Source organism: Microbulbifer variabilis (assembly GCF_052468405.1).
The window spans coordinates 4,819,651-4,845,383 of sequence record NZ_CP174343.1 but is presented as its reverse complement, the minus strand read 5'-3'; the positions used below and the strand labels follow the sequence as shown (position 1 = coordinate 4,845,383).

Below are 25,733 nucleotides of genomic sequence, written 5' to 3'. Positions count from 1 at the left end.
CGAAGTCCGGCCCAGTATTATCAGTAGATAGGTAGAGCGTGGACACGATTTATGTAAGGGGTGCGCGCACCCACAACCTGAAGAATATCGATCTCGACATTCCCCGCGACAAGCTGATCGTGATAACCGGACTGTCTGGTTCCGGTAAATCCTCCCTGGCATTTGATACTCTCTACGCAGAGGGCCAGCGCCGTTATGTTGAGTCTCTCTCCACTTATGCGCGTCAGTTCCTATCGATGATGGAAAAGCCCGACGTGGATACCGTAGAGGGCCTGTCTCCTGCCATCTCCATTGAGCAGAAGTCCACCTCCCACAATCCGCGCTCTACAGTGGGTACCATCACTGAAATTTACGACTATCTAAGGCTATTATTTGCCCGGGTAGGTGAGCCTCGCTGCCCGGAGCACAATGAGCCACTCCAGGCCCAAACTGTTAGCCAGATGGTGGACCAGGTATTAGCCCTGCCAGAGGGCAGCAAGATCATGTTATTGGCACCTGTGGTTCGCGATCGCAAAGGCGAGCATCAACATGTGTTCGAGCAGCTGCGTCGAGACGGATTTGTACGTGCACGTATCGATGGGCTTATCTGCGACCTGGACGATACCCCCAAGCTGGATAAGCGCCGCAAGCACACCATTGAGGTGGTGGTAGATCGCTTTAAGGTACGTGAAGACCTGCAATTGCGCCTGGCTGAATCCTTCGAGACCGCTTTAAATCTCACTGATGGTATCGCTTCCATCAGCTTTATGGATGGTGACCAGGAAGACCGCCTCTTTTCAGCCCGCCATGCCTGTCCAGTATGTGACTACTCACTGGATGAGCTGGAGCCACGCCTGTTCTCCTTTAACAATCCTGCCGGTGCTTGTCCCAGCTGTGACGGCCTGGGAGTCAAGCAGTTCTTCGATGAAGACAAGGTGATTCTCGACCAGGAAAGCAGTATCTCCGAGGGCGCCATTCGCGGCTGGGACCGACGCAATATCTATTACTACCATATGCTCGACTCCCTCGCCGAACATTACGGATTCGACCTCGACAAACCCTGGAAAAAGCTTCGTAAAACCCATCGCAGAATTATCCTGCAGGGTAGTGGCGATGAGGAAATCGATTTCAGCTATGTCAATGATCGCGGTGATGTCACCGTGCGCCAGCATACCTTCGAGGGGATTATCCCCAACTTCCAGCGCCGCTATAGGGATACAGAATCCCAGTCTGTACGCGAAGAGCTGGCTAAATACTTGAGCACACAAAAGTGCCCTGAGTGTCACGGCACCCGTTTGCGCCGTGAGGCTCGACATGTATTTGTGGATAACCGTACACTGGCGCAGATTACCGAGTTACCCGTTGGCGACGCCTTTGATTATTTCGACCACGAACTGACCTTCAAAGGCGCACAGAAAGAGATCGCCGATAAGATTCTTAAAGAGCTGCGAGACCGCTTTCGCTTCCTTGTAGATGTAGGTCTGAACTACCTGACTCTGAACCGCAGTGCAGAAACCCTATCCGGCGGTGAGGCACAACGGATCCGCCTCGCCAGTCAGATCGGTGCCGGCCTTGTCGGCGTAATGTATATCCTCGACGAGCCCTCCATCGGTCTACACCAGAGGGATAATGAGCGCTTACTGAATACACTTACCCACCTCCGTGATATTGGTAATACCGTAATCGTTGTTGAGCACGACGAAGACGCCATTCGCAGTGCCGATTTTATTGTCGATATCGGCCCCGGTGCCGGCGTTCATGGTGGCGAAGTGGTCGCGGCTGGCACCGCTGATAAGATTGCCAGGTGCAAGAAATCCCTAACCGGCCAATACCTGTCAGGGAAAAAGAAAATTGCCGTACCAGAAGAGCGTTACATCCCTGCCCCCGATTATGTTCTGCGCCTCGAAGGAGCCAGCGGTAACAACTTGCAGAATGTTGACTTAGAGATTCCCGTTGGGCTATTTACCTGTATCACGGGTGTTTCAGGCTCCGGCAAGTCCACGTTAATTAACACCACCTTGTATCCGCTTGCTGCCACTGCCCTCAACAAGGCCACCACCCTAAAGGCCTCCCCTTACAAGGCTGTCCATGGGCTGGAAAACTTCGACAAGTGCGTGGATATAGACCAAAGCCCCATCGGGCGTACCCCAAGGTCCAATCCGGCTACCTACACCGGCATCTTCACTCCAATTCGCGATCTGTTTGCCGGCACCCAAGAAGCTCGTTCACGCGGCTATAAGCCTGGACGTTTCAGCTTTAATGTTAAGGGCGGGCGCTGCGAGGCCTGTCAGGGTGACGGCGTGATCAAGGTGGAAATGCACTTCTTACCAGATATCTATGTACCCTGTGATACCTGCCATGGTAAACGCTATAACCGTGAAACCTTGGAAGTACACTACAAAGGCAAGAATATCCACGAAGTGCTGGAGATGACAGTAGAAGATGCTCGGGAGTTTTTTGATCCCGTGCCGGTAATCGCCAAAAAATTACAAACCCTAATGGATGTAGGCCTCTCCTATATCAAGCTCGGCCAGGCAGCCACCACGCTCTCCGGCGGTGAGGCCCAGCGAGTGAAACTATCCCGCGAACTCTCCAAGCGAGATACAGGGCAAACCTTATATATCCTCGACGAGCCCACAACCGGCCTACACTTTGCCGATATCCAACTGTTATTGGATGTTCTGCACCGCCTGCGCGACCATGGTAATACGATAGTTGTAATAGAACACAATTTAGACGTTATCAAAACTGCAGACTGGATCGTAGACCTGGGCCCCGAGGGCGGTTCAGGCGGTGGGCAGATCATCGCTGCTGGGACACCTGAGGAAGTTGCTGAAATAAAAGTTTCCCATACCGGACGTTTTCTGAAACCGATGCTTAGTTAGTTAAGTAAGATAGGGTGCCAGTCTAAAAACCGGCATCCTGAAATCCATTGAATACCATTATAGTGGCAATAGCTATTCTAATTACTTTGAGCTTCTACAGGCCTGCTGCAAAGAAGAATTCAGGATAGTGCGACAGAAAATTAGAGAGGCTAAATCTAATTCCTCCTATTCTCTCTCCAAGAATGGATCCATATGGTCTGGAGAGAGAAGGGAATTTATAATTCCAGCACAGGACAAATACACGCTTCTTGCAGTCTCTCGTGGAGAGGAAACCGTTGAGCTATGGGAAAAACTCAACAAAGAAAGATGGAACATTACTGTGTCTTCCTATTTTTGCTCTCCACTTGAAAATTGTTATCAATCAAATTCTCTAAAAATGTCTGCAGAGGTAGATCATTGCCCAACAGATTAACACCTATACACGCCATTATTTGCTGTAAAGTAAAAAACCACCAAAACAGCTAACATATTTATTAGCAAATGGCGCCGATTTTCCACTATAGAAAACAAACAGAGCGCACTCCAGTTCTGACTGACTTGTAGGCACATAATTATGAAATATCTTAATAAGGAAAGGCTCAACTTAATAATTGCACTAAGCGCCATCTTTATTTCTATAGCCTCTTTTTACGCCACTTATCTTCAAGCTAAAGCAGCTAATAAACAGGTCAGAGTAATGACGATGCCAGTCGTTAAATTTGACCAAGGCAACTTTGACGGATCAACTCAAAAAGCAACTATAATTTTCGCATTGCATAATGCCGGCGCAGGGCCTGCCATCCTAAAGAACCTAGAGTTCACATACCAAAATAAAACCTACCCTGACTTAGATACTTTTCTAGACGGCTGCTGCGCCAAGGAAAAAAAGAAATTATATGAAGCTATAAGTGAACTTAAAAAAGAAGGTGATAGTATTCTTGCCAACCAGAGCGGTTTGAACACGGTGATATTGGAACAAGCCATCATTCCTGCTCAGGCATCTATAAAATTCTTAACGTTGCAAAGAACAGTGGCAAGTGACCCGCTCTGGGAAAAGCTCGACATGCTTCGAAACCATATTGAAGTTGAAGCATGCTTTTGCTCACCCTTGGGTGATTGTTACGAATCAAAGGGAGTTCAAATTTCCTCTGAAGTAAAACATTGCCCCCATAATAAAAAATAAAAAAACAGAACCTATTTGTTTAAGCGGCGCCAATTAAGACTTCAGAGGCAAGCATTGTGCATATTGATATCAACTGCGATCTAGGTGAAGGTGTTGATCTAGCCAGCTGTGAAAAGGATGCTCAACTTATGCCCTTTATCTCCCGCTGTAATATCGCCTGTGGCGCGCACGCGGGAAGCCTAGAGATAATGCGCCTCTCCGTTATCAATGCAAGAAAACACCAGTTACAAGTTGGCGCACACCCCAGCTACCCTGATAGGGAAAATTTTGGGCGCAAATCAATAAAAATTTCCATCAATCAGTTGCTCGACTCTTTATACGAGCAACTTGAACTATTGCAAGGCCTTACTCAGGAAGTAGGAGCGCATCTCGATCATATTAAACTGCACGGAGCTCTATATAACGATGCAGAAGCAGATATAGTGCTAGCACGAAAAATTACCTCCTTACTCAATGAAGAATATCCCTCTCTGAAAATTATCGGCTTAGCCAATGGCGCAATGGAAGTTATAGCCAAGGAGAAAGGCCGCATATTTTATCGAGAGGGCTTTATGGATCGGCAATATTTAACTCCAGATAAACTGGCGCCTCGCTCCCTGCCAGGTTCCGTACTGAGTAACGTAGATTTATGCCTTGAGCGGGCTGTTGCGCTAGCTAAGGGAAAGAAATTTGCAAGTTATCATGGCACACCCCTTAAATTTTCTGTCGATACAATATGTTTACATGGGGACAACCCCCAGGCGGTTAATATTGCACAGAGGCTGATCAACCATCTACACCATCATGGGCTGAGTATCGGCTCGTGATATCTACCCAAGAAAAGCCGCGTTTCCTAAAACTCGAGTTTGACATCATTGCAAATGGGGATTGCGCGCTGGATATTCGCTTTTCAGCTGAACCCAGTGAACTCCTTAGTCGATATATAATTGGATTGCGACAGTACATTCTCAAGCAGGACGACCTAAAAGTTATCGATCTGATTCCCGCTTACCAGTGCCTGACTATTACTTTTGATCCACTTTTATATCTTGACGAATCGCTTTCACGGGAAGTGAAAACTCTGACTAAAAAATTCTTAAAGGCCACGAACTCCCACTTCCTGGAAAGAGAACCCTGCGTAATCCGCATTCCAGTATGCTATGAAAATTCTTTTGCCCCAGACATGCTTACTGTGAGCGAATACACAGGCCTAACACCTGAAGAAATTATTGAGCTACATAGCACTTCCGTTTATTTAGTGCATATGCTGGGTTTTTCTCCCGGTTTTTTATATTTGGGTGGACTGGACCCCAAGCTACATTGCCCGCGAAAAGAAGCGCCGCGCTTACACATTCCCGCAGGTGCCGTTGGTATCGGTGGCGGCCAGACTGGGATCTACCCACAGGCCACACCAGGTGGTTGGCAAATTATTGGGCAAACGCCTATCAAACTCTTCCAGCCTTACAGTACATCCCCCTTTATTGCCCAGCCCTTGGATACCATCGAATTCTACTCTATCAGTGAGTCAGAATTTAATGACATAGCACCGCAAGTACAGTGTAAATACTCTAAGGAAAGCTATCCATGAGCATGCACTTTATCCGGGCAGGGTTACAAACTAGCATCCAGGACTATGGCCGTCCCGGCCTAATGCACTATGGCATTCCCATTGGGGGGGCCGCAGATCCTCTCTCTATGAAACTCGCAAACATGTTACTGGGCAACCCATTAAATAACCCTGTGCTGGAAATTACCTTGACCGGTCCCCTTATTGAGTTCACTTGTGATGTCTCAATAGCCATTACCGGAGCGCAATTCAAAACATCTTTAAATAACAGGGCCATTGAGTATTACAAGGTTATTCAGGTAAAACGTGGAGATATTCTGAATTTTTCTAAACTTATCAGCGGTATGCGTGCTTATATAGGTATTTCTGCAAAGATATCGACCCCTATGATTTTAGGCAGTACTGCAACCCATTTAATCAGTGGTTTTGGCGGACATCATGATAGAGCCATTGAAAATGGTGATAGAATTGGCTTCGTAGATACTTGGACAGCTAGGCCTGCAAAACTAAAACGTGAACTTCAACCCAATTATAAATTACGCCCCCTAATAAGGGTGGTACATGGCCCGGAAGCTGGTAGTTTTAGCCAGGAAATCATGGAAAAGTTCAGCGGGACCTCTTTTCAGGTATCCGCTCAGAGTAACCGTATGGGGATACGCCTATCTCCCTCAATTAATCCTAGTCGTGAAGCTCTTACTGAAACTTCAGGGAAAATGATCTCGTCCGGTCTATATCCGGGGAGCATCCAAATTCCCGAGAATGGTGAACCCATCATTTCTTTTATAGAGGGACAAACTATCGGTGGTTATCCCCGGCTGGCCCATGTCATCCGGGCAGACCTCCACAGATTGGGTCAACTAAACGCATTAGATAAAATTAGTTTTCAGGTAATTACCTTGGAAAACGCGAGAATAATTCTACGCGAAAAGCAGAAAAGTTTGGAAAAACTACAAAGGGAGATTGCTACAGAAACCAGGGGTTTACTTACTCTCTGAAAGTATTTTTTCTTATTTAGAATTCCGAACTAAGAGCATAGAGCAAACAATATTCTCACTCCTTACATACCTCTTTATTTTGAAAACCAAAGCTTGTCACTTCTAGCATCACCGGTTTCAATAGAAACACATCTTACCCAAAATCAAAAAATTTCAAACATTAATAAAATATCTTCAATAAATCCGCCTGGACCAAGCAGTCCTTAATGACCAATAAGTTTTTATACGGCTCCTGCTAGACCAGAAGATCAATATTAACTAACCTCTTTGGGTTTTACCGAAGCAGCGATTTGGACGAGTGTTCTAATTGACTTGCAGGAGTAGAGGCCACAACCGACCTCTATACTTAGCGCCCCCAATTCGACCTGGTCCAGAGAGAATATATCAACTACCTCAAGGGGATTAATAATGATAAGAATTCTCCGTGGTTTTATTACGGCACTGATTGCCAGCTCATTTCTAATCACCTCCTATGCTCAAGCAGAGCCCGGAGATTACAATTTTTGGACAACTTTAAAACATTTATTTAATCCACCCAGTGCTAATGCTCCTGTAACTACCGAGCAGGCCCAAGGGATGTATCCATTAACAATAGATGATCCCAGCTTTAACGATGACTTCGATCCCAGCGATTTCAACACCTGGCAAAAAATCGACGTTCCTGCCAACACAGGCGCCATGTGCGGCAACGGCTCCCCCTATAAATTCTTCGTATACCGAGTGCCCGATACCAGCAACACCGTTTTCTATTTTGAGGGTGGCGGTGCATGCTGGGATTATGAGAGCTGTTCAGGGCAGGCGGGCATTCGCGGGGCACGTAACCCCAATGGCATTCCTGACGACTATCTCAGCAACATAAATTTATTAGATTTCAGTAATCTAGATAACCTGACGACTGCCGGCGTATCCCCCTTAATCTACACCCACCATCCCTATAACCAATACAAGACTGGTGAATGGAATTTAGTATATGTTCCCTATTGTACCGGTGATATTTATGTTGGCGATAAAACAGAGATTTATGAAGATTCCAGCGGTCAAAATCCAGATTTAATTTGGCACCACAATGGATTACGTAATGTCCAGGCTGTCACTTCGTGGGTAAAAAATAATTTACAGAAGCCTAAACAAATGCTGACTGCTGGATGCAGCGCTGGAAGTGTAGGGGCTCTGTTAAATTATACAAAACTTCGCGAGGATATGGATGTCGACTATGGTTATTTAATTGATGACTCCGGCCCGCTTTATAAAGCACCTTTAGATAGTGATAACAGCACCGAGTACCCATCGTTACCGTTACATAACGAAGTTCTTCACTCCTGGACCACTTACACAACTGACGGGGACCCCAATGAAGAGAACCCAATTAATGCGATAAAATCCTTTACTCCTGGGTTTGATAGCAATCAGCTGGCTTCGATATACAGTGCATTATCAAATAAATTTCCCACAGATCGCCTTGGTATCACACACTTCCTGGCTGACGGTAATTTTTCTTCATACTCCTATGAGCGCTTCTACGAAGATATTTACAATGATCCAGATGCCAACTCTCGCTTAAATAAACTGCGCCAACGCTGGCAAAAGGACACCCATGAGAATCTAATCCCTCTCTTGGACCAAACCAGTAATTGGGGCTACTACTTCCCGATGTTCCGTAATCTTAACGAGAGCCATTGCACTACCATTATCGACTTGCACTATGGTGAGATTGCAGAACATGGACTGGAGTTAAAAGATTTTCTCAACAACATTGTGAACCATAACGGTGGGGGTATGATTCGCGCCTACGAAACGGATAAAGTTTCAGACTTTGAAAACAATAGTAATTGGTTTTACGACCTGATCGGCTTGTTCATGTAGGTAAAGCCTGAAAGAAAGCAGTGCTGTTAGTTTATTACTAGCGGCACTGCTATCTAATTAGGAGCCGTAAACAGTTTCCCGTGCTTCTTGCAGGCGTTTACGAAGGTACTCATGTTTGCTCATTCCATCTGGGAAGGAGGTCATTTGCTGCACTTCTTCAACAATAGACCTTTCAAGATCTTTATATGTTGAGAAGCCAGGCACCTCTGTATGGGGATCATAGTGACTAATAACTGATTGGGCCTGCTCACGGTAGATATTAAACAGCTCTTCCGCGCGCTGCTTGAACTCAGCTTCGTTGATACTATTTTTTTCCAGCCAGGCGAGCTTTAAGGACAGCGCCTCGTAACCGGTAACTCGCTTTTCACTTTCCACTTGTTCTATCGTATCCCAGGCCTCCTCACTGGATAGGTTTCCAAGATTTGCAAAATAGTTCTGCAAAGCCTTCTTCGCCTTTTCCTGGTCCAGGTAAGCTTTCACACGGGGGTGGTCCAATAACTCCTCCACTTCCGCATTTTCCAGCTGTGACCACGGTATACGCTCAGCAATATCCTTCGCTAATTCACTATTTTCGGTTAAAGGAGTTATAAATTGCCGAACTTTGGCAACACCGGCCTGCACGTCAATATCGTAGTGATCAATGCCAACAACTGCTAGAGTTACTGCGCCGGCAAGCAATATCAGTTTTTTCATAATCAGTTACCGAGCAAATTGGAAATTTTATATTTCTATGTCGGTAACTATATAAGCAGAGAAAGCTGAAGTGATGAATGGAAAGGGCGTCCCAGATGTAGATATTTGCGCCAATATCTCTAAAGCCTGCTGAAAACAAAAACCATGATCTCAATCTGTGCGATATTAAACCCAGTTCAATGGCTGCTCATCATCCTTTTTGCCCGCACAAGGTTCTTCTGAGGCCTTCGGAGTTACATAGCCTACCTGCTGCTCCTTAGGCAGGTTCCGTACCTCCCAGTTGGCTACAGCCTCTCCACAAAGCCTACGCTGCTCTGGGGTAATAACAACACCATTAGGCCATTTACCCAACTCAATAGCACGCCTCAGGCTCGCTACAATGTGGGGGTTCAAGTTACTCAGTAATTGTTCAAAAGACATACAAACCCTTCTAAACGCATAAAAAAGGCCGGTCTATGACCGGCCTTCCGTAGCACTATGGCTAGTTGGCAAGCTTACGCTTCCGCAGCTTCGTCTTCAACCTGAGGACGATCTACCAGCTCAACATAAGCCATTGGTGCTTTGTCACCAGCGCGGAACCCACACTTCAGGATACGAATATATCCACCAGGACGGGCTTCGTAACGAGGACCCAACTCGTCGAACAACTTGCGCACAGCATCCTTGTCACGGATACGAGCGAAAGCCAGACGGCGGTTGGCAACACTGTCTTTCTTAGCCAGAGTGATCAGCGGCTCGGCAACGCGGCGCAGTTCTTTGGCTTTGGCCAGTGTGGTTTTGATCAGTTCGTGCTCCACCAGAGAGGCGCTCATGTTCTTGAACATGGCCTTGCGGTGAGCGCTCGTGCGGCTGAATTTACGGCCACTATAGCGATGACGCATGACTCAATTCCTTACGACCTAAGTTGCTGTCACAGCAGGTCGTTCTGGAGCGGTGTCGCGCTAAGCTGTGGCACCGCTCGGGTTCTTTCTACTAGTCGCGGCACCGCCGCGACTACCAAATGCTTACAGGGGGCTTAACTTGCTGTCGCCTTTCAGACTGGCCGGCGGCCAGTTTTCCAGGCGCATACCCAGGGATAAACCACGGGAAGCGAGTACGTCCTTGATTTCTGTCAGAGACTTCTTACCAAGGTTTGGCGTCTTCAGCAGCTCAACTTCGGTGCGCTGGATCAGATCACCGATGTAGTAAATGTTTTCTGCTTTCAGACAGTTGGCCGAACGTACGGTCAGCTCCAGGTCGTCTACTGGGCGCAGCAGTACCGGGTCAACTTCGGGCTCTTCAGCTTTCGGTTGCGCATCCTTTTCACCTTCCAGGTCTACAAAAACTGCAAGCTGCTGCTGCAGAATCGTAGCGGCGCGGCGAATTGCCTCTTCTGGGTCCAGGGTACCATTGGTCTCCAGGTCCAGAACCAGCTTGTCCAGGTCAGTGCGCTGCTCCACACGTGCACTTTCCACACTGTAGGAAACACGACGTACCGGGCTGTATGAAGCATCCAGCTGCAGACGGCCAATCGCGCGGCTTTCCTCTTCCTCGTCTCGGCGAGCGTCCGCTGGCTGATAGCCACGACCGCGCGCTACGGTGAGACGCAGGTTGAGTTCCACATCACCAGTGATATTGGCGATCACGTGCTCAGGATTCACAATCTCGATATCGTGATCTACCTGGATATCTCCAGCAGTTACCGCACCTGGGCCCTTCTTGCTCAGGCTCAATACCGCCTGATCCTTGCCGTGCATAACAACCGCGATTTCTTTCAGGTTGAGCAGGATTTCAATAACATCTTCCTGCACACCTTCAATCGCGCTGTACTCGTGCTCGACACCGTCGATTTCGACTTCGGTGACGGCGCAGCCCGGCATGGAGGACAGCAGGATGCGACGCAGCGCATTGCCAAGAGTGTGGCCAAAGCCACGCTCCAGGGGCTCCAAAATCACTTTGGCGTGATTCGGATTGTACTCGGTGACGTCAATACGACGCGGTGTCAAAAACTCGTTGACAGCAGTCTGCATAGCCATACCTGTTTACAGTTGCATTCCTTAAAGTGGACTAATTGTTACTTGGAGTACAGTTCCACGATAAGGTTTTCGTTGATCTCTGCCGGCAGATCGACACGATCTGGAGTGCGCTTGAAAGTGCCTTCCAGTTTGCTCGCGTTTACGTCTACCCACTCGACATCGCCACGCTGGGCAGCGAGGGAAACGGAATTCTGGATACGCAGCTGCTTCTTAGCTTTTTCACGTACAGCAACTACATCACCTTCCTTAATTTGATAAGAAGGAATGTTAACAGTTGTGCCGTTTACCAGAATCGCCTTGTGGGAAACCAGCTGACGCGCTTCAGAGCGCGTTGAGCCGAAGCCCATGCGGTAAACCACGTTGTCCAGGCGTTTTTCCAGAAGTTGCAGCAGGTTCTCACCAGTTGCACCTTTCAGGCGCGCCGCTTCCTTATAGTAGTTACGGAACTGCTTTTCCAGTACGCCATAGATACGGCGAACCTTTTGCTTCTCGCGCAGCTGAATACCGTAATCGGACAGACGACCACGGCCAGCACCATGCTGGCCGGGCTTGGATTCTGCGCGACACTTAGAGTCATGCGGACGAACGCCGCTCTTCAGCTGCAGGTCAGTCCCTTCACGACGGGACAGTTTACATTTTGGTCCAATATAACGTGCCATTTTATCAGCCCCCTCTTACACGCGACGTTTCTTGGGCGGACGACAACCGTTATGCGGGATTGGCGTCACGTCGGTGATGTTGGTGATCTTGTAGCCGCAGTTGTTCAGTGCGCGAACAGCGGATTCGCGACCGGGGCCAGGGCCCTTTACTTCTACGTCGAGGTTTTTCAGGCCGTACTCCTGAGCTGCAGTACCTGCGCGCTCAGCGGCAACCTGGGCTGCAAACGGGGTGCTCTTTCTTGAGCCACGGAAGCCGGATCCACCTGCGGTGGCCCAGCTGAGGGTATTACCCTGGCGATCAGTGATCGTCACGATCGTATTGTTAAACGATGCGTGGATGTGGGCAATACCGTCAACAACGGTCTTTTTGACCTTTTTGCGAACAGTAGTTTTTGGCTTAGCCATACCAGTATCCTAAATCCTGTATCAAATCCCCTCGGTTCACTACCGGGAAGGGGCTTGTTAAACCGCGATATCGCGCCTTAATCAGGCTTACTTGCGAATCGGCTTGCGCGGACCCTTACGGGTGCGAGCATTGGTTTTGGTGCGCTGACCACGCAGCGGAAGGCTGCGGCGGTGACGCAAACCGCGGTAGCATCCAAGGTCCATCAAACGTTTGATGTTCATGGATACTTCACGGCGCAGGTCGCCCTCTACAGTGAGTTTTGCAACTTCACCGCGGATGGTTTCGATCTGCTCTTCAGACAGGTCGCGGATTTTGGTGGATTCAGCGATACCAACCGCTGCCAAAATAGACTTTGACTTAGTGAGACCTACCCCGTAAATGTGGGTCAGGGAGATCACGGCGTGCTTGTGGTCTGGTACATTGACACCAGCAATACGTGCCATAGAGGCGTACTCCACGTATTGGAGCCACTGCTATAAATAAGTATGTGGCTCTACTTTGATTTCGGCGCTGACAGCGACTAAAAAACCGGCGGCGCCACCAAAAAGGCGCGCAAGAATAGCTTTTCAGACACTAATTTGCAATAGCCCACGACCGTTTCGGCCTCCCGAAACGGCTGCGGACGACAGTCAACGCCCCCAATTGGAAGAAGGCTTTACCACCTCCTCCCCACCCCAAAAATTTTGAGGTGTTGCCAATCGATACGGGGCTGTAGCGATCAGCGAATTCTTCCAGCTTTTACAGGGGCGCCCAATGGACGCACCCCGAAGGGGCTGGCCCCTTTTTAGCCTTGACGCTGCTTGTGACGTGGCTCAGCGCTGCAGATTACCCGCAGAACGCCTTTGCGACGTACGATTTTGCAGTTACGGCAGATCTTTTTTACAGAAGCGCGTACTTTCATGACCTTACCTCAATTCAATCAAACTGCGAGCAGGTGACGCACTAGCGACGACCGTAGCTTTGCAGGTTCGCTTTTTTCATCAAGCCTTCGTACTGGTGTGACAGCAGATGCGACTGTACCTGCGCCATAAAGTCCATCACTACGACTACAACGATCAGTAGTGAGGTACCCCCCAGATAGAAGGGAACGTTAAACCCAACTACCAGGAACTGCGGCAGCAGGGATACCAGCGCGATATACACGGCACCTACCAGGGTGAGTCGGGTCAACACGCTATCGATATAGCGGGCTGTCTGCTCACCAGGGCGAATACCTGGCACATAAGCACCGGACTTTTTCAGGTTATCTGCTACTTCATTCGGGTTGAACATCAACGCCGTGTAGAAGAAACAGAAGAAACCGATCAGCAGTGCGAACAAAATAATGTTCAGCGGCTGCCCTGGCCCCAGCTGCAATGCCATCCACTGCAGAATCTGAGCACCAACACCTTCCCCGCCCTGACCAAACCACTGCGCCAGCGTAGCCGGGAACAGCAGGATACTACTGGCGAAGATCACCGGAATAACACCGGCCATATTCACCTTCAGGGGCAGGTGGCTCGCCTGCGCAGCCGGTGCGGCAGAATAGCGACCAGCCTGGCGTCGGGCGTGGTTAATTGTGATTCGACGCTGACCGCGCTCCATCACTACCACAAAGAACACCACCGCAAGAGCAATTACGCCGATGATCAGCAGCATAAGGATATGCAGCTCACCCTGCCGTGCCTGTTCAAACGCCTGACCGATGGCACCGGGCAAACCGGCGACGATACCGGCGAAAATCAGCATGGAAATGCCATTGCCAACACCGCGCTCGGTGATCTGCTCACCGAGCCACATCATAAATACGGCACCGGTCACCAGTGACGTTACCGCCACAAAGTAAAAACCAAACGCAGGCTCAGATGAGTAAGCCAGATTCTGTCCAGCAAGCCCGAAAGTCATACCAATACCCTGAATCAGGGCCAGCACTACCGTGAGGTAGCGAGTATATTGGTTGATCTTGCGCCTTCCGGCCTCCCCTTCCTTCTTCAACGCTTCCAGAGAGGGAGTCACCGCGCTCATCAACTGCATGATGATGGACGCGGAGATGTAGGGCATGATGCCCAGCGCCAGAATACTCATCCTTTCCAGGGCGCCGCCAGAGAACATGTTAAACAGGCCAAGGATGGTCCCCTGGTTCTGGTTAAACAGGTTTGACAGCTTTTCCGGATCAATACCGGGCACCGGAATATGCGTCCCCAGTCGATAAACAAGAATCGCTAGAAACAGAAAACGAAGGCGAGCCCAAAGCTCGCCCAATCCCTTGCTGTTGCCCAGGGGATTTCCACCGGATCCTGGTCGTGCCATTGGCGCCTCGATTAGTCTTCTATTTTACCGCCAGCAGCTTCGATAGCCGCCTTTGCACCTTTGGTCACTCCCAGACCCTTTACGGTAACTGCTTTAGTCAGTTCACCTGAGAGGAACACTTTGGCGCGTTTAATATGGCTGCCGATAATATCGGCATTCTTCAGCGCTGCCAAATCGATTACGTCACTTTCTACCTTAGCCAGCTCAGCCAGACGTACTTCCGCGGTGAAGCGAGAAACACGAGCGGTGAAACCGTACTTAGGCAGACGCTTCTGCAAAGGCATCTGACCGCCTTCGAAGCCTGGACGAACACTACCGCCGGAACGTGCTTTTTGACCTTTGTGGCCACGGCCACCGGTCTTACCCAACCCACTACCTATTCCGCGACCAACGCGCTTTGCGCTGTGCTTGTGGCCTTGTGCGGGAGATAAGTCATTCAAACGCATGTTATTCCCCCTCAACCTTAACCAGGTAGTTTACTTTGTTGATCATGCCGCGCACGGAAGGAGTATCTTCCACTTCCACTGTGTGGCCGATGCGGCGCAGGCCCAGACCCGCAACGCACGCCTGATGGCTTTTCAGGCGTCCGTTGATACTTTTGGTCTGGGTGACTTTAATGGTCTTCTTAGCCATGGTCTTAACCCACCAATAACCTTAAATCTGGACTGTGATTAGCCCAGAATCTCTTCGACTGATTTACCGCGCTTGGCAGCAACATCTTCAGGGCTCTGCATTTGCTCCAGAGCTTTGAAGGTTGCGCGCACTACGTTCACCGGATTGGTGGAGCCGTAGCACTTGGCCAATACGTTGTGCACACCAGCCATTTCCAGTACGGAGCGCATAGCACCGCCGGCAATTACACCGGTACCCTGGGAAGCGGGCTGCATGTAAACCTTGGAACCACCATGGCGGCCATTGGTAGCGTACTGGATGGTATCGCCATTCAGTTCTACCTGGACCATGTTGCGGCGCGCAGCTTCCATCGCCTTCTGAATCGCTACAGGCACTTCACGCGCCTTACCGCGACCGAAACCGACACGGCCATTGCCGTCACCAACGACAGTCAGTGCGGTAAAGGCGAAGATACGACCACCTTTAACAGTCTTGGCAACGCGGTTGACCTGGACCAGCTTCTCCTGCAGGCCTTCGTCGTTGCTTTTGTCTTTCTCTCTAGCCATAACTCAACCCTTAGAATTTCAGACCGGCTTCGCGGGCAGCGTCAGCCAGAGCCTTAACACGGCCGTGGTACTTAAAGCCACTGCGATCAAAGGCAACTGCTTCAACGCCGGCGGCTTTTGCACGCTCAGCGATCAGCTTGCCAACCGCGGTAGCAGCGTCGACGTTACCGGTTTTACCAGCGCGCAGGTCCTTGTCCAGGGTAGAGGCGGAAGCCAATACCGTATTGCCTTCGGCAGACAGGATCTGTGCGTAAATGTGACGTGGAGTGCGGTTCACGGTAAGGCGAACGGCGCCCAGCTCACTGATCTTGGCGCGGGCACGACGTGCACGACGCAAGCGAGATGCTTTCTTAACGTTCATATCTATGCCCTATTTACTTCTTCTTGGCCTCTTTGCGATACACGCGCTCATCGGCATAACGGACACCCTTACCTTTGTAGGGCTCCGGCGGACGGAACGCACGGATCTCAGCGGCCACTTGGCCCAGCAGCTGCTTATTGCTGCTCTTCAGTACGATTTCAGTCTGGGAGGGAGTTTCCGCAGTCACACCTTCCGGCAACTGATAATCGATCGGATGGGAGAAGCCCAGGGTCAGGTTAACCGTTTTACCGGCGGCTTTCGCACGATAACCAACACCCAGCAACTGCAGCTTCTTCTCGAAGCCAGCGCTTACGCCTATCACCATGTTATTAACCAGTGCACGGGTAGTACCCGCCAAGGCCCTGGCTTGCTTGGAGCTATTGCGCGCGGCAAAAGTCAGCTGGCTGTCTGCCTGGCTCACTTCTACTTCACCGTGAATAACCATATCCAAGTTACCGCTACCGCCCTTAACAGCGATGTTCTGACCTTTCAGGTCAACGGTAACACCTGCGGGGATAACTACCGGACTATTTGCTACTCGAGACATTATGACCCCCCGCTTAGAATACGGTGCAGAGCACTTCGCCACCGATACCGGCCTGGCGAGCAGCGCGATCGGTCATTACACCTTTAGAGGTGGAAACGATCGCGATACCCAGACCACCACGTACGGTAGGCAGAGTTTTCTTACCAGTGTAAGAGCGCAGACCCGGACGGGAAACGCGGTCCAGTTCAGCGATAACCGGCTTGCCCTGGAAGTATTTCAGAGCGATAGTCAGTTCAGGCTTAGCGCCCTCGCTTACATTCAAGTCAGTAACGTAACCTTCGTCTTTCAGGACTTTGGCTACAGCCACTTTCAATTTTGATGATGGCAGGGTGACTTCCGCCTTTCCGCGCGCCAGGGCATTGCGGATGCGAGTCAGCATATCTGCCAACGGATCTTGCATACTCATCTTATGAGACTCCTCAAATCTGCCTTAAACCAGCTGGTAATTACCAGCTGGACTTCACGAGGCCAGGAACATCACCACGCATCGCAGCTTCACGAAGCTTGTTACGGCACAGGCCGAACTTGCGGTATACAGCGTGGGGGCGACCAGTAATACGACAGCGGCGTTGCTGACGTACCGGGCTTGCATCGCGCGGCATTTTCTGCAGCTTGAGTTGAGCCTCCCACTGCTCCTCTTCGGAAGCAGTGGAACTGGCGATGATCGCCTTCAGCTCTTGACGCTTCTCGGCGTACTTAGCTGCGGTTCGAGCGCGCTTGTTTTCGCGCGCAATCATGGATTTCTTCGCCATGGAATCCTCTTAACCCTTGAAAGGGAAGTTGAACGCTTTCAGCAGCGCACGACCTTGATCGTCGTTTGCAGCTGTAGTGGTAATACAAATATCCAGACCGCGGAGCTTGTCTACTTTGTCGTAGTCAATTTCCGGGAAGATGATTTGCTCGGTCACGCCCATAGAGAAGTTACCGCGGCCGTCAAACTGCTTCGGGCTAATGCCACGGAAGTCACGGATACGCGGAATCGCGATGTCAACCAAACGCTCCAGGAACTCATACATGCGCTCACCGCGCAGAGTAACCTTGCAGCCGATCGGCCAACCGTCACGAATCTTAAAGCCCGCAATAGATTTGCGCGCTTTAGTAACGATGGGCTTTTGACCAGTAATTGCTGTCATATCATTAACAGCGTGCTCCAGCACCTTCTTATCACCAATCGCTTCACCAACACCCATGTTGATGGTGATCTTGGTGATGCGCGGCACTGCCATCACATTCTCGAGACCAAGCTCTTCTTTCAGCTTGGCCACGAGGTCCTTAGTGTAGAGCTCTTTAAGCTTTGCCATGATCTACCAACCTGCTTTTGCGTCAAGAGCCTTAGATGGCTTCGCCGCTGGATTTGAAGACGCGAATCTTAGTGCCGTCTTCCAGTACTTTAAAGCCCACCCGGTCAGCCTTCTGGGTGTTGGGGTTGAAGATGGCTACGTTGGAAGCTTGGATCGCAGCTTCTTTTTCAACGATGCCGCCAGCAACGCCCAGCTGGGGATTTGGCTTTTGGTGTTTCTTGATCATCTGTATGCCGGAAACAATCAGGCGACCGTCGTTCAGTACTTTACGTACTGAACCACGCTTGCCTTTGTCGCGACCGGCGATAACGATCACTTCATCGTCACGCTTGATCTTGCGCATAACTCTTCTCCGCTCGAGGCTTAGATAACTTCGGGGGCGAGCGAGATGATCTTCATGAACTTCTCACCGCGCAGTTCGCGAGTTACCGGACCAAAAATACGGGTGCCAACCGGCGCCAATTGCTGGTTCAGCAGTACCGCTGCGTTATCGTCAAACTTAATCAGGGATCCGTCGTTACGGCGTACACCTTTTTTGGTGCGAACCACAACAGCGTTCATTACCTGACCTTTCTTTACTTTACCGCGGGGAATGGCTTCCTTAACGGTTACCTTAATAATGTCGCCCACGCCGGCATAACGACGATGGGAGCCGCCCAGCACCTTGATGCACATGACGCGGCGAGCCCCACTGTTGTCAGCTACTTCTAAGTAGGATTCCGCTTGAATCATTGTCTCTCTCCGAAACCTTTCAATTCGGCAGTCAATGCGCTAGGGGTTATACCTTCGCCGCACGCTCTACAATTTTCTGCAAGGCCCAGGATTTGCTCTTGGACAGCGGACGAGATTCCTCGATGGTTACAACATCACCGATGCTGCAATCATTGTTCTCGTCATGAGCCTTAAGCTTTGTGGACTTGCTCACAATTTTGCCGTAGATCGGGTGCTTAACACGGCGCTCGATCAAAACGGTGATGGTTTTATCCATCTTGTCACTCACGACCTTACCGGTCAGAGTACGCTTCAGTTTTGCTTCAGCCATGATTAGTTACCTGCCTTCTCGGTCAACACAGTCTTAATGCGAGCAATGTCGCGACGAGTCTGCTTCAGCAGATGAGTCTGTGCCAGCTGACCGGTGGATTTTTGCATACGAAGCTTAAATTGAGCTTCGAGCTGGTTCAGCAGTTCCTGGTTCAGCTCTTCAACTGACTTTTCGCGTAGATCTGCAGTCTTCATTACATCACCGAACGCTTAACGAAAGTTGTCTTTACAGGCAGCTTGGCCGCAGCAAGTGCGAAAGCCTCACGAGCCAGCTCTTCGGACACGCCCTCCATTTCATAGAGAACTTTGCCCGGCTGGATCTGAGCCACCCAGTATTCAACGCCACCTTTACCTTTACCCATACGAACTTCGAGGGGCTTGTTGGTAATTGGCTTGTCCGGAAACACGCGAATCCAGATTTTACCGCCACGCTTAACGTGACGAGTCATTGCGCGACGAGCTGCTTCGATCTGGCGCGCAGTAATGCGACCGCGACCGATAGCCTTAAGACCAAACTCGCCAAAGCTCACTTTAGAGCCGCGCTGAGAAAGACCGCGGTTGCGACCCTTCTGTACCTTGCGGAATTTTGTACGCTTTGGTTGCAGCATCTGCGTACCCCTTATTTAGCAGCTTTCTTGCGGGTCTTAGCCGGCTTCTCATCGGGAACTTCGTCACCGATAACTTCGCCTTTAAAGATCCACACCTTGATACCGATGATGCCGTAGGTTGTCATCGCTTCAGCAGTGGCGTAGTCGATGTTAGCGCGCAGGGTGTGCAGGGGCACACGACCTTCGCGGTACCATTCGGTACGTGCGATTTCCGCACCACCGAGACGACCACTCACCTGAATCTTGATACCTTCGGCACCCTGACGCATAGCGTTCTGTACCGCACGCTTCATAGCGCGACGGAACATAACACGGCGTTCCAGCTGCTGGGCAACGTTCTGGCCAACCAGAGCCGCGTCCATATCAGGCTTGCGCACTTCTTCGATATCGATGTGCACAGGTACGCCCATCTGCGCGCTTACTTCGTTGCGCAGACGTTCTACGTCTTCACCTTTTTTACCGATTACGATACCGGGGCGTGCAGTGTGAATAGTCACACGTGCAGTGTTTGCCGGACGTTCGATCTCGATACGGCTCACGGAAGCGTGGGCCAGTTTTTTGCGAATGTATTCGCGAACTTTCAGATCCGTGTACAGCTTGTCTGCGTACTCGTCGCTGCCGGCATACCAAACAGAGGTATGCTTTTTAACGATACCCAGACGAATGCCGGTAGGATGTACTTTTTGTCCCATGGTTTTCTCGCCTGCTCTCTTATTTCTCGGCCACTTTCACAGTGATGTGACAAGTACGCTTAAGAATGCGATCTGCACGACCTTTCGCACGCGGTTTAATGCGCTTCATGGTCATACCTTCGTCCACAAAAATTGTGGAAACTTTCAGCTCGTCAACGTCAGCACCTTCGTTGTGCTCAGCGTTGGCAATGGCCGATTCCAGTACTTTCTTGACAATCGCCGCACCCTTTTTATTGCTAAATGCAAGAATATCCAGGGCTTCTTCAACGCCTTTGCCGCGAACCTGATCAGCTACCAGTCGCGCCTTTTGCGCCGATAGACGTGCGCCGCGTAATTTTGCTGCTACTTCCATCTTTTTAACCTCGGCTTAGCGCTTCTTCGCTTTCTTGTCCGCAGCATGACCGCGGTAAGTGCGGGTAGCAGCGAACTCGCCCAGTTTGTGGCCAACCATTTCTTCGTTAACCAAAACGGGCACGTGTTGACGACCGTTGTGTACGGCAATCGTCAGTCCAACCATTTCCGGCATAATCATGGAACGGCGGGACCAGGTTTTAATCGGTCGACGATCGTTTGCTTCAATCGCCGCCTCCACCTTCTTGATCAAATGCAGATCAATAAAGGGACCTTTCTTTAATGAGCGTGGCACTGTCGATTCCTCTCTAGCTGCTCAGACATCGCGCGGCTTACTTGCCGCGACGACGTACTATCATCTTATCGGTGCGCTTGTTCTTGCGCGTTTTCTTACCCTTGGTCGGAACGCCCCACGGAGTTACCGGATGACGGCCACCGGAGGTACGACCTTCACCACCACCGTGCGGGTGATCTACCGGGTTCATCGCCACACCGCGAACGGTAGGACGAACACCACGCCAGCGTGCAGCACCGGCTTTACCCAGCTTGCGCAGGCTGTGCTCGGAGTTGCTCACTTCACCCAGGGTTGCGCGGCACTCAGCGAGAACCTTACGCATTTCGCCGGAACGCAGACGAATAGTCGCGTACTGGCCTTCACGAGCTACCAGCTGTACAGAGGCACCTGCAGAGCGGGCTAACTGAGCGCCTTTACCAGGCTTCAGCTCAATGCCGTGAATTACAGAACCTACCGGAACGTTGCGCAGAGGCAGAGTGTTACCCACAGCAATCGGTGCGGCATCGCCGGACTGAATGGTGGCACCAGCCTTCAGGCCTTTCGGTGCAATGATGTAACGACGCTCACCATCTGCATAACACACCAGAGCGATGTGCGCGCTGCGGTTGGGATCGTACTCCAGGCGCTCAACTTTAGCCGGAATACCGTCTTTGTTGCGCTTGAAGTCGATAACGCGGTAGTGCTGCTTGTGACCACCGCCGATATGGCGAGTGGTAATACGACCATTGTTGTTACGGCCACCGCTTTTGCTTTTACTCTCCAGCAGAGGAGCGTAAGGAGCACCTTTGTGCAGGTCGGGGTTAACAACCTTAACCAGGTGACGACGGCCGGCGGAGGTCGGTTTTGTTTTTACAATTGCCATTGTAACAGTCCCCTTTACTCAGCAGCTTCAAAGTTGATGTCGCTGCCTTCAGCCAGGCGAACGTAGGCTTTTTTCCAGTCGCTGCGACGGCCCATGCCGTGGCGAGTGCGCTTGGTTTTACCTTTTACGTTCACGGTGCGAACCTGCTCAACGGAAACGTTAAACAGTTTCTCTACCGCAGCCTTGATTTCTGCTTTCTCAGCATCGGTGGAAACCTTGAAAACCACCTGGTTGGCACTATCGGCCAGCACAGCAGCTTTTTCGGAAATTACCGGGCCCAGCAGTACTTTGTAGAGTCGCTCTTGGTTCATCCCAGCACCTCTTCAATTTTCTTGAGCGCAGAAACGGTAACCACGACCTTATCAAAGCGAATCAGGCTTACGGGATCGATCGCCTGTACATCGCGGACGTCGATCTTGTGCAAGTTGCGAGCGGCCAGGTAGAGGTTTTCGCTAACCTCTTCAGTCACGATCAGCGCGTCGGACAGGTCAAATTGAGCCAGTTTGCTTACCAGCTGCTTGGTCTTGGGTGCATCCACGTCGAAGGACTCAACCACTACCAGGCGCTCCTGACGAGCCAGCTCAGACAGAATGCAACGCAGTGCAGCGCGGTACATTTTCTTGTTCAGCTTAACGCTGTGATCGCGCGGATCAGCGGCGAAAGTTACGCCACCGGAACGCCACAGCGGGCTGCGAATAGTACCGGCACGTGCACGGCCAGTACCTTTTTGGCGCCATGGCTTCTTGCCACCACCAGAAACGTCGGAACGATTCTTCTGCGCCTTGGTACCCTGGCGAGCGCCGGCCATATAGGCCACTACTGCCTGGTGCACCAGATCTTGGTTGAACTCACGCCCGAAAGTCACTTCAGAGACAGCTACTGTGCCTTTAGCGCCTTCGGGAGTAGCGATATTCAGTTCCATATCTATTTCCCCTCAGACTTAGGCTTTAACTGCCGGACGAACGATAACGTTGCCACCGGGTGCACCGGGAACAGCGCCTTTAACCAACAGCAGGTTGCGTTCGGCATCGACACGAACCACTTCCAGGTTTTGCACGGTTACGCGCTCAGCGCCCATATGGCCAGCCATCTTCTTGCCTTTCCATACGCGGCCAGGAGTCTGACACTGACCGATAGAACCGGGTGCGCGGTGAGACAGGGAGTTACCGTGGGTTGCGTCCTGGGTGCGGAAATTCCAGCGCTTAACGCCGCCCTGGAAGCCTTTACCTTTGGAAGTGCCGGTTACGTCGATCTTCTGGCCAGCTTCAAAGCTGGAGACAGTGATTTCAGAACCGATTTCGAAAGTCTCTTCAGAACCATCAGTGCGCAGTTCGAAAAGATTAGTGCCAGCCTCTACATTGGCTTTGGCGAAGTGGCCCGCTTCGGGCTTGGAGACACGGGAAGCTTTGCGGTTACCCACTGCTACTTGAACAGCGGTATAGCCATCAGTTTCCTGAGTTTTCACCTGGGTGACGCGATTCGGAGCAACCTCAACAACGGTTACCGGAATGGATACGCCATCTTCAGTGAAGATGCGAGTCATGCCGCTCTTGCGGCCGACAATACCTATAGTCATCTTTATTAACCTCTCAGTGCACGGGGCTTTAACCCACTGCGGCCGCCCAGTTTCAGAGCGTTACACTACCCGGACCTTTTTCGCCCGGGATTCGGTAGTTAGTAAAAGTGTTAGCCGAGACTAATTTGGACCTCAACACCGGCCGCCAGATCGAGCTTCATCAGCGCGTCGACGGTTTTCTCGGTAGGCTCAACGATGTCCAGCAAACGCTTGTGAGTACGGATTTCGTACTGGTCGCGAGCGTCTTTATTAACGTGCGGAGAAATCAGTACGGTGTACTTCTCTTTGCGAGTCGGCAGCGGGATAGGACCGCGAACTTGTGCGCCAGTGCGCTTAGCCGTCTCTACGATCTCCTGAGTGGACGCGTCGATCAACTTGTGATCGAAGGCCTTCAGGCGAATACGGATACGTTGACCCTGCATGGAATCAAACTCCAACTTATGAACTAAAGAACGTCCTCTTCCGCAGCCCCGAGGGCGGGCGAAAAGGAGCGCGAATTCTACGGGGAGAGCGGGAGGCTGTCAACTGTACAGCCTGCGCAAATTTCAATCTGCGCAAACTACAATGAAGTACCTAAAGTGGAACGAGGGTACAGAAATGACTATTGCCGCAAAATTGAGTCAATACCTCAATGACCAGTCGGTCGACTACCACCTGGTTCAACACCCACATACACGAACCAGCCGCGAAAGCGCACACGCAGCCCATGTCAGAGAGGACCAGGTAGCCAAGGCGATTATGCTGCAGGACAATGACGGCTATGTAATGGTGGTAATACCCGCCAGTAGCAGCCTGGATATGCGTGCCGTACATATGGAAACCGGTCGTAACGGCCTGGAAATGGTTGCGGAGAATGAACTCGGTTCAATCTTCCCGGATTGTGAATTGGGCGCCCTCCCCCCAATTGGCCAGGCGTATGGCATCACCACCCTGCTGGACAGCAGCCTCAGCCACCAGGAGACCATTTATTTCGAGGCCGGTGACCACGAAGAACTTGTGGAAATGGACGGACCACAATTCACCAAGCTCTTTATCAGCAGCCACACAGCCGACCTGAGCAAGGATTGGCCGTAAATTACCACCCGACCAACCAGGCCGCTGGCCAACCGTAATTAAGGGTGCTTTCAATTATGTCGCCAACCCTTAACTCCAAATCTCTATTTCGGGCATAAAAAAAGCCGCAGCGTTTCCGCCGCGGCTTTTTCAGATCACGAGTAACGATTACTCGATGATCTTAGCAACAACGCCCGCACCTACGGTACGACCACCTTCGCGAATAGCGAAACGCAGGCCGTCTTCCATGGCGATCGGAGCGATCAGGGTAACAACCATTTGAATGTTGTCGCCCGGCATTACCATTTCAGTACCTTCCGGCAGCTCTACCGCACCAGTTACGTCGGTAGTACGGAAGTAGAACTGAGGACGGTAGCCTTTAAAGAACGGGGTGTGACGACCACCTTCGTCCTTGGACAGTACGTACACTTCCGCTTCGAACTTGGTGTGCGGAGTGATAGAACCAGGCTTAGCCAGTACCTGACCACGCTCCACTTCGTCACGCTTGGTGCCGCGCAGCAGCGCGCCGATGTTCTCACCTGCACGACCTTCGTCGAGCAGCTTGCGGAACATCTCAACACCAGTACAGGTGGTAGTGGTGGTCTCTTTGATACCAACGATTTCGATCTCGTCGCCAGTGTGGATTACACCGCGCTCTACACGACCGGTTACCACGGTACCACGGCCGGAGATGGAGAATACGTCTTCGATCGGCATCAGGAACGGCAGGTCTACAGCGCGCTCCGGCTCAGGAATGTACTCGTCCAGGGTTTCAACCAGCTTCTTAACAGCGGTGGTACCCATTTCGTTGTCGTCTTCGCCGTTCAGGGCCATCAGAGCAGAACCAACGATGATCGGAGTGTCGTCACCCGGGAACTCGTACTGGTCCAGAAGTTCGCGAACTTCCATCTCTACCAGCTCGAGCAGTTCTTCGTCGTCTACCATGTCCGCTTTGTTCAGGAACACAACGATGTAAGGTACACCTACCTGACGGGAAAGCAGGATGTGCTCACGAGTCTGCGGCATGGGGCCGTCAGCTGCGGAACATACCAGGATAGCGCCGTCCATCTGAGCAGCACCGGTGATCATGTTCTTAACGTAGTCGGCGTGTCCCGGGCAGTCTACGTGCGCGTAGTGGCGAGTCGGGGACTCGTACTCAACGTGAGAGGTAGCGATGGTGATACCGCGCTCACGCTCTTCCGGTGCATTGTCGATACCGTCGAAAGCTACAGCGTCACCGCCCCATACTTCCGCACATACGCGGGTCAGAGCAGCGGTCAGGGTGGTTTTACCGTGGTCAACGTGACCGATGGTGCCCACGTTCACGTGGGGCTTGGAACGTTCAAACTTTTCTTTTGCCATCTTAGATGTCCTCT

The 25,733-nt window shown here is 51.1% G+C and carries 39 protein-coding genes; 8 read left to right on the top strand and 31 right to left on the bottom strand.

Annotation, left to right across the window (positions count from 1 at the left end; translation table 11 throughout):
• Positions 1 to 38: 38 nt before the first annotated feature.
• From uvrA to ACJJJB_RS21875, 7 genes are all read left to right on the top strand, one after another.
• Positions 39 to 2,864 carry an excinuclease ABC subunit UvrA gene (gene uvrA, locus ACJJJB_RS21905; RefSeq protein ID WP_353377125.1) on the top strand — a complete coding sequence of 942 codons (2,826 nt, stop codon included), beginning with the start codon at positions 39 to 41 and terminating at the stop codon, positions 2,862 to 2,864.
• A 127-nt stretch (positions 2,865 to 2,991) separates the two neighbouring features.
• Entirely contained in the window at positions 2,992 to 3,276 is a 285-nt protein-coding gene (locus tag ACJJJB_RS21900; RefSeq protein WP_445365482.1) for a hypothetical protein, read from the top strand.
• A gap of 141 nt (positions 3,277 to 3,417) precedes the next feature.
• The gene (locus ACJJJB_RS21895) at positions 3,418 to 4,026 is read left to right on the top strand and encodes a hypothetical protein (protein ID WP_020411416.1); all 609 of its coding nucleotides are present in this window, start codon (positions 3,418 to 3,420) and stop codon (positions 4,024 to 4,026) included.
• Positions 4,027 to 4,082: 56 nt separating this feature from the next.
• Positions 4,083 to 4,832, top strand: a complete 750-nt coding sequence (gene pxpA / locus ACJJJB_RS21890; RefSeq protein WP_020411415.1) for a 5-oxoprolinase subunit PxpA — start codon at positions 4,083 to 4,085, stop codon at positions 4,830 to 4,832.
• The gene (pxpB, locus tag ACJJJB_RS21885) at positions 4,829 to 5,593 is read left to right on the top strand and encodes a 5-oxoprolinase subunit PxpB (RefSeq protein ID WP_282951740.1); all 765 of its coding nucleotides are present in this window, start codon (positions 4,829 to 4,831) and stop codon (positions 5,591 to 5,593) included. The genes pxpA and pxpB overlap by 4 nt, the downstream gene beginning before the upstream one ends.
• Positions 5,590 to 6,567 carry a 5-oxoprolinase subunit C family protein gene (locus ACJJJB_RS21880; RefSeq protein WP_445365481.1) on the top strand — a complete coding sequence of 326 codons (978 nt, stop codon included), beginning with the start codon at positions 5,590 to 5,592 and terminating at the stop codon, positions 6,565 to 6,567. The genes pxpB and ACJJJB_RS21880 overlap by 4 nt, the downstream gene beginning before the upstream one ends.
• A 408-nt stretch (positions 6,568 to 6,975) precedes the next feature.
• Positions 6,976 to 8,430 carry a pectin acetylesterase-family hydrolase gene (locus ACJJJB_RS21875; RefSeq protein ID WP_020411412.1) on the top strand — a complete coding sequence of 485 codons (1,455 nt, stop codon included), beginning with the start codon at positions 6,976 to 6,978 and terminating at the stop codon, positions 8,428 to 8,430.
• 57 nt (positions 8,431 to 8,487) lie between these two features.
• Here ACJJJB_RS21875 and ACJJJB_RS21870 read toward each other — a convergent pair whose 3' ends face one another.
• The 30 genes from ACJJJB_RS21870 to rpsJ all read right to left on the bottom strand — a co-directional run bounded on the left by ACJJJB_RS21870 (position 8,488) and on the right by rpsJ (position 23,726).
• The gene (locus tag ACJJJB_RS21870; RefSeq protein ID WP_020411411.1) at positions 8,488 to 9,123 is read right to left on the bottom strand and encodes a hypothetical protein; all 636 of its coding nucleotides are present in this window, start codon (positions 9,121 to 9,123) and stop codon (positions 8,488 to 8,490) included.
• A 165-nt stretch (positions 9,124 to 9,288) separates the two neighbouring features.
• A complete protein-coding gene (locus ACJJJB_RS21865; RefSeq protein ID WP_353377123.1) occupies positions 9,289 to 9,543 on the bottom strand; it encodes a YeaC family protein in 255 nt (84 codons plus the stop codon).
• A gap of 74 nt (positions 9,544 to 9,617) precedes the next feature.
• On the bottom strand, positions 9,618 to 10,004 hold the full coding sequence (gene rplQ, locus ACJJJB_RS21860) for a 50S ribosomal protein L17 (protein ID WP_020411409.1): 387 nt from the start codon (positions 10,002 to 10,004) through the stop codon (positions 9,618 to 9,620).
• 123 nt (positions 10,005 to 10,127) lie between these two features.
• Complete coding sequence (locus tag ACJJJB_RS21855) at positions 10,128 to 11,132, bottom strand: DNA-directed RNA polymerase subunit alpha (RefSeq protein ID WP_026304886.1); 1,005 nt, start codon at positions 11,130 to 11,132, stop codon at positions 10,128 to 10,130.
• Positions 11,133 to 11,176: 44 nt separating this feature from the next.
• Positions 11,177 to 11,797 carry a 30S ribosomal protein S4 gene (gene rpsD / locus ACJJJB_RS21850; protein ID WP_020411407.1) on the bottom strand — a complete coding sequence of 207 codons (621 nt, stop codon included), beginning with the start codon at positions 11,795 to 11,797 and terminating at the stop codon, positions 11,177 to 11,179.
• Between the two features lie 15 nt (positions 11,798 to 11,812).
• The gene (gene rpsK, locus ACJJJB_RS21845; RefSeq protein ID WP_020411406.1) at positions 11,813 to 12,202 is read right to left on the bottom strand and encodes a 30S ribosomal protein S11; all 390 of its coding nucleotides are present in this window, start codon (positions 12,200 to 12,202) and stop codon (positions 11,813 to 11,815) included.
• Between the two features lie 87 nt (positions 12,203 to 12,289).
• Positions 12,290 to 12,646, bottom strand: coding sequence for a 30S ribosomal protein S13 (rpsM, locus tag ACJJJB_RS21840; RefSeq protein ID WP_020411405.1), 357 nt, complete (start codon positions 12,644 to 12,646; stop codon positions 12,290 to 12,292).
• Between the two features lie 341 nt (positions 12,647 to 12,987).
• Complete coding sequence (gene rpmJ / locus ACJJJB_RS21835; protein WP_010133825.1) at positions 12,988 to 13,104, bottom strand: 50S ribosomal protein L36; 117 nt, start codon at positions 13,102 to 13,104, stop codon at positions 12,988 to 12,990.
• Between the two features lie 41 nt (positions 13,105 to 13,145).
• Positions 13,146 to 14,492: a preprotein translocase subunit SecY gene (gene secY, locus ACJJJB_RS21830; RefSeq protein WP_020411404.1), complete on the bottom strand. Its 1,347-nt coding sequence runs from the start codon at positions 14,490 to 14,492 to the stop codon at positions 13,146 to 13,148.
• An 11-nt stretch (positions 14,493 to 14,503) separates the two neighbouring features.
• Positions 14,504 to 14,938, bottom strand: a complete 435-nt coding sequence (rplO, locus tag ACJJJB_RS21825; protein WP_020411403.1) for a 50S ribosomal protein L15 — start codon at positions 14,936 to 14,938, stop codon at positions 14,504 to 14,506.
• A gap of 1 nt (position 14,939) precedes the next feature.
• Positions 14,940 to 15,125 (bottom strand): 50S ribosomal protein L30, encoded by a 186-nt coding sequence (rpmD, locus tag ACJJJB_RS21820; RefSeq protein WP_020411402.1) that lies wholly within the window; start codon positions 15,123 to 15,125, stop codon positions 14,940 to 14,942.
• A 38-nt stretch (positions 15,126 to 15,163) separates the two neighbouring features.
• Positions 15,164 to 15,670, bottom strand: a complete 507-nt coding sequence (gene rpsE, locus ACJJJB_RS21815; RefSeq protein WP_020411401.1) for a 30S ribosomal protein S5 — start codon at positions 15,668 to 15,670, stop codon at positions 15,164 to 15,166.
• Between the two features lie 10 nt (positions 15,671 to 15,680).
• On the bottom strand, positions 15,681 to 16,031 hold the full coding sequence (rplR, locus tag ACJJJB_RS21810) for a 50S ribosomal protein L18 (protein WP_020411400.1): 351 nt from the start codon (positions 16,029 to 16,031) through the stop codon (positions 15,681 to 15,683).
• 13 nt (positions 16,032 to 16,044) lie between these two features.
• Positions 16,045 to 16,578, bottom strand: coding sequence for a 50S ribosomal protein L6 (gene rplF, locus ACJJJB_RS21805; RefSeq protein WP_020411399.1), 534 nt, complete (start codon positions 16,576 to 16,578; stop codon positions 16,045 to 16,047).
• 13 nt (positions 16,579 to 16,591) lie between these two features.
• Positions 16,592 to 16,984 (bottom strand): 30S ribosomal protein S8, encoded by a 393-nt coding sequence (gene rpsH, locus ACJJJB_RS21800; RefSeq protein WP_020411398.1) that lies wholly within the window; start codon positions 16,982 to 16,984, stop codon positions 16,592 to 16,594.
• 40 nt (positions 16,985 to 17,024) lie between these two features.
• Complete coding sequence (rpsN, locus tag ACJJJB_RS21795) at positions 17,025 to 17,330, bottom strand: 30S ribosomal protein S14 (RefSeq protein WP_020411397.1); 306 nt, start codon at positions 17,328 to 17,330, stop codon at positions 17,025 to 17,027.
• 9 nt (positions 17,331 to 17,339) lie between these two features.
• Positions 17,340 to 17,879: a 50S ribosomal protein L5 gene (gene rplE / locus ACJJJB_RS21790; RefSeq protein ID WP_020411396.1), complete on the bottom strand. Its 540-nt coding sequence runs from the start codon at positions 17,877 to 17,879 to the stop codon at positions 17,340 to 17,342.
• A gap of 31 nt (positions 17,880 to 17,910) precedes the next feature.
• Positions 17,911 to 18,222 (bottom strand): 50S ribosomal protein L24, encoded by a 312-nt coding sequence (gene rplX, locus ACJJJB_RS21785; protein ID WP_020411395.1) that lies wholly within the window; start codon positions 18,220 to 18,222, stop codon positions 17,911 to 17,913.
• Positions 18,223 to 18,242: 20 nt separating this feature from the next.
• Entirely contained in the window at positions 18,243 to 18,611 is a 369-nt protein-coding gene (gene rplN / locus ACJJJB_RS21780) for a 50S ribosomal protein L14 (RefSeq protein WP_020411394.1), read from the bottom strand.
• A 46-nt stretch (positions 18,612 to 18,657) separates the two neighbouring features.
• Positions 18,658 to 18,921 (bottom strand): 30S ribosomal protein S17, encoded by a 264-nt coding sequence (gene rpsQ, locus ACJJJB_RS21775; RefSeq protein ID WP_020411393.1) that lies wholly within the window; start codon positions 18,919 to 18,921, stop codon positions 18,658 to 18,660.
• 2 nt (positions 18,922 to 18,923) lie between these two features.
• Complete coding sequence (rpmC, locus tag ACJJJB_RS21770; protein ID WP_020411392.1) at positions 18,924 to 19,115, bottom strand: 50S ribosomal protein L29; 192 nt, start codon at positions 19,113 to 19,115, stop codon at positions 18,924 to 18,926.
• Positions 19,115 to 19,528 carry a 50S ribosomal protein L16 gene (gene rplP / locus ACJJJB_RS21765; RefSeq protein WP_020411391.1) on the bottom strand — a complete coding sequence of 138 codons (414 nt, stop codon included), beginning with the start codon at positions 19,526 to 19,528 and terminating at the stop codon, positions 19,115 to 19,117. Before rplP ends, rpmC begins: the two co-directional genes overlap by 1 nt.
• 11 nt (positions 19,529 to 19,539) lie before the next feature.
• The gene (gene rpsC / locus ACJJJB_RS21760; RefSeq protein WP_020411390.1) at positions 19,540 to 20,220 is read right to left on the bottom strand and encodes a 30S ribosomal protein S3; all 681 of its coding nucleotides are present in this window, start codon (positions 20,218 to 20,220) and stop codon (positions 19,540 to 19,542) included.
• 19 nt (positions 20,221 to 20,239) lie between these two features.
• Entirely contained in the window at positions 20,240 to 20,572 is a 333-nt protein-coding gene (gene rplV / locus ACJJJB_RS21755; protein WP_020411389.1) for a 50S ribosomal protein L22, read from the bottom strand.
• A gap of 15 nt (positions 20,573 to 20,587) precedes the next feature.
• Positions 20,588 to 20,866, bottom strand: a complete 279-nt coding sequence (rpsS, locus tag ACJJJB_RS21750; protein WP_020411388.1) for a 30S ribosomal protein S19 — start codon at positions 20,864 to 20,866, stop codon at positions 20,588 to 20,590.
• Positions 20,867 to 20,903: 37 nt separating this feature from the next.
• A complete protein-coding gene (gene rplB, locus ACJJJB_RS21745; RefSeq protein WP_020411387.1) occupies positions 20,904 to 21,728 on the bottom strand; it encodes a 50S ribosomal protein L2 in 825 nt (274 codons plus the stop codon).
• Between the two features lie 14 nt (positions 21,729 to 21,742).
• On the bottom strand, positions 21,743 to 22,039 hold the full coding sequence (rplW, locus tag ACJJJB_RS21740; RefSeq protein WP_020411386.1) for a 50S ribosomal protein L23: 297 nt from the start codon (positions 22,037 to 22,039) through the stop codon (positions 21,743 to 21,745).
• Positions 22,036 to 22,650: a 50S ribosomal protein L4 gene (rplD, locus tag ACJJJB_RS21735; protein WP_020411385.1), complete on the bottom strand. Its 615-nt coding sequence runs from the start codon at positions 22,648 to 22,650 to the stop codon at positions 22,036 to 22,038. The genes rplW and rplD overlap by 4 nt, the downstream gene beginning before the upstream one ends.
• A gap of 18 nt (positions 22,651 to 22,668) precedes the next feature.
• Entirely contained in the window at positions 22,669 to 23,304 is a 636-nt protein-coding gene (gene rplC / locus ACJJJB_RS21730) for a 50S ribosomal protein L3 (protein WP_353377120.1), read from the bottom strand.
• Positions 23,305 to 23,414: 110 nt separating this feature from the next.
• Positions 23,415 to 23,726: a 30S ribosomal protein S10 gene (gene rpsJ, locus ACJJJB_RS21725; protein ID WP_010133849.1), complete on the bottom strand. Its 312-nt coding sequence runs from the start codon at positions 23,724 to 23,726 to the stop codon at positions 23,415 to 23,417.
• 142 nt (positions 23,727 to 23,868) lie between these two features.
• Here rpsJ and ACJJJB_RS21720 point away from each other — a divergent pair, with 142 nt between their 5' ends.
• Positions 23,869 to 24,378: an aminoacyl-tRNA deacylase gene (locus ACJJJB_RS21720; protein ID WP_020411383.1), complete on the top strand. Its 510-nt coding sequence runs from the start codon at positions 23,869 to 23,871 to the stop codon at positions 24,376 to 24,378.
• A gap of 147 nt (positions 24,379 to 24,525) precedes the next feature.
• Here the strand turns inward: ACJJJB_RS21720 and tuf are convergent, their stop codons facing one another.
• A complete protein-coding gene (gene tuf, locus ACJJJB_RS21715) occupies positions 24,526 to 25,719 on the bottom strand; it encodes an elongation factor Tu (RefSeq protein ID WP_020411101.1) in 1,194 nt (397 codons plus the stop codon).
• Positions 25,720 to 25,733: the final 14 nt, after the last annotated feature.

Bases quoted from the DNA above. Each gene is read 5' to 3' on its own strand.
- ACJJJB_RS21895 (WP_020411416.1), top strand. From the start codon at position 3,418: ATGAAATATCTTAATAAGGAAAGGCTCAACTTAATAATTGCACTAAGC.
- ACJJJB_RS21880 (WP_445365481.1), top strand. From the start codon at position 5,590: ATGAGCATGCACTTTATCCGGGCAGGGTTACAAACTAGCATCCAGGAC.
- ACJJJB_RS21875 (WP_020411412.1), top strand. From the start codon at position 6,976: ATGATAAGAATTCTCCGTGGTTTTATTACGGCACTGATTGCCAGCTCA.
- ACJJJB_RS21870 (WP_020411411.1), bottom strand. From the start codon at position 9,123: ATGAAAAAACTGATATTGCTTGCCGGCGCAGTAACTCTAGCAGTTGTT.
- ACJJJB_RS21865 (WP_353377123.1), bottom strand. From the start codon at position 9,543: ATGTCTTTTGAACAATTACTGAGTAACTTGAACCCCCACATTGTAGCG.
- rplQ (WP_020411409.1), bottom strand. From the start codon at position 10,004: ATGCGTCATCGCTATAGTGGCCGTAAATTCAGCCGCACGAGCGCTCAC.
- ACJJJB_RS21855 (WP_026304886.1), bottom strand. From the start codon at position 11,132: ATGCAGACTGCTGTCAACGAGTTTTTGACACCGCGTCGTATTGACGTC.
- rpsD (WP_020411407.1), bottom strand. From the start codon at position 11,797: ATGGCACGTTATATTGGACCAAAATGTAAACTGTCCCGTCGTGAAGGG.
- rpsK (WP_020411406.1), bottom strand. From the start codon at position 12,202: ATGGCTAAGCCAAAAACTACTGTTCGCAAAAAGGTCAAAAAGACCGTT.
- rpsM (WP_020411405.1), bottom strand. From the start codon at position 12,646: ATGGCACGTATTGCTGGTGTCAATGTACCAGACCACAAGCACGCCGTG.
- rpmJ (WP_010133825.1), bottom strand. From the start codon at position 13,104: ATGAAAGTACGCGCTTCTGTAAAAAAGATCTGCCGTAACTGCAAAATC.
- secY (WP_020411404.1), bottom strand. From the start codon at position 14,492: ATGGCACGACCAGGATCCGGTGGAAATCCCCTGGGCAACAGCAAGGGA.
- rplO (WP_020411403.1), bottom strand. From the start codon at position 14,938: ATGCGTTTGAATGACTTATCTCCCGCACAAGGCCACAAGCACAGCGCA.
- rpmD (WP_020411402.1), bottom strand. From the start codon at position 15,125: ATGGCTAAGAAGACCATTAAAGTCACCCAGACCAAAAGTATCAACGGA.
- rpsE (WP_020411401.1), bottom strand. From the start codon at position 15,670: ATGGCTAGAGAGAAAGACAAAAGCAACGACGAAGGCCTGCAGGAGAAG.
- rplR (WP_020411400.1), bottom strand. From the start codon at position 16,031: ATGAACGTTAAGAAAGCATCTCGCTTGCGTCGTGCACGTCGTGCCCGC.
- rplF (WP_020411399.1), bottom strand. From the start codon at position 16,578: ATGTCTCGAGTAGCAAATAGTCCGGTAGTTATCCCCGCAGGTGTTACC.
- rpsH (WP_020411398.1), bottom strand. From the start codon at position 16,984: ATGAGTATGCAAGATCCGTTGGCAGATATGCTGACTCGCATCCGCAAT.
- rpsN (WP_020411397.1), bottom strand. From the start codon at position 17,330: ATGGCGAAGAAATCCATGATTGCGCGCGAAAACAAGCGCGCTCGAACC.
- rplE (WP_020411396.1), bottom strand. From the start codon at position 17,879: ATGGCAAAGCTTAAAGAGCTCTACACTAAGGACCTCGTGGCCAAGCTG.
- rplX (WP_020411395.1), bottom strand. From the start codon at position 18,222: ATGCGCAAGATCAAGCGTGACGATGAAGTGATCGTTATCGCCGGTCGC.
- rplN (WP_020411394.1), bottom strand. From the start codon at position 18,611: ATGATTCAAGCGGAATCCTACTTAGAAGTAGCTGACAACAGTGGGGCT.
- rpsQ (WP_020411393.1), bottom strand. From the start codon at position 18,921: ATGGCTGAAGCAAAACTGAAGCGTACTCTGACCGGTAAGGTCGTGAGT.
- rpmC (WP_020411392.1), bottom strand. From the start codon at position 19,115: ATGAAGACTGCAGATCTACGCGAAAAGTCAGTTGAAGAGCTGAACCAG.
- rplP (WP_020411391.1), bottom strand. From the start codon at position 19,528: ATGCTGCAACCAAAGCGTACAAAATTCCGCAAGGTACAGAAGGGTCGC.
- rpsC (WP_020411390.1), bottom strand. From the start codon at position 20,220: ATGGGACAAAAAGTACATCCTACCGGCATTCGTCTGGGTATCGTTAAA.
- rplV (WP_020411389.1), bottom strand. From the start codon at position 20,572: ATGGAAGTAGCAGCAAAATTACGCGGCGCACGTCTATCGGCGCAAAAG.
- rplB (WP_020411387.1), bottom strand. From the start codon at position 21,728: ATGGCAATTGTAAAAACAAAACCGACCTCCGCCGGCCGTCGTCACCTG.
- rplW (WP_020411386.1), bottom strand. From the start codon at position 22,039: ATGAACCAAGAGCGACTCTACAAAGTACTGCTGGGCCCGGTAATTTCC.
- rplD (WP_020411385.1), bottom strand. From the start codon at position 22,650: ATGGAACTGAATATCGCTACTCCCGAAGGCGCTAAAGGCACAGTAGCT.
- rplC (WP_353377120.1), bottom strand. From the start codon at position 23,304: ATGACTATAGGTATTGTCGGCCGCAAGAGCGGCATGACTCGCATCTTC.
- rpsJ (WP_010133849.1), bottom strand. From the start codon at position 23,726: ATGCAGGGTCAACGTATCCGTATTCGCCTGAAGGCCTTCGATCACAAG.
- ACJJJB_RS21720 (WP_020411383.1), top strand. From the start codon at position 23,869: ATGAAGTACCTAAAGTGGAACGAGGGTACAGAAATGACTATTGCCGCA.
- tuf (WP_020411101.1), bottom strand. From the start codon at position 25,719: ATGGCAAAAGAAAAGTTTGAACGTTCCAAGCCCCACGTGAACGTGGGC.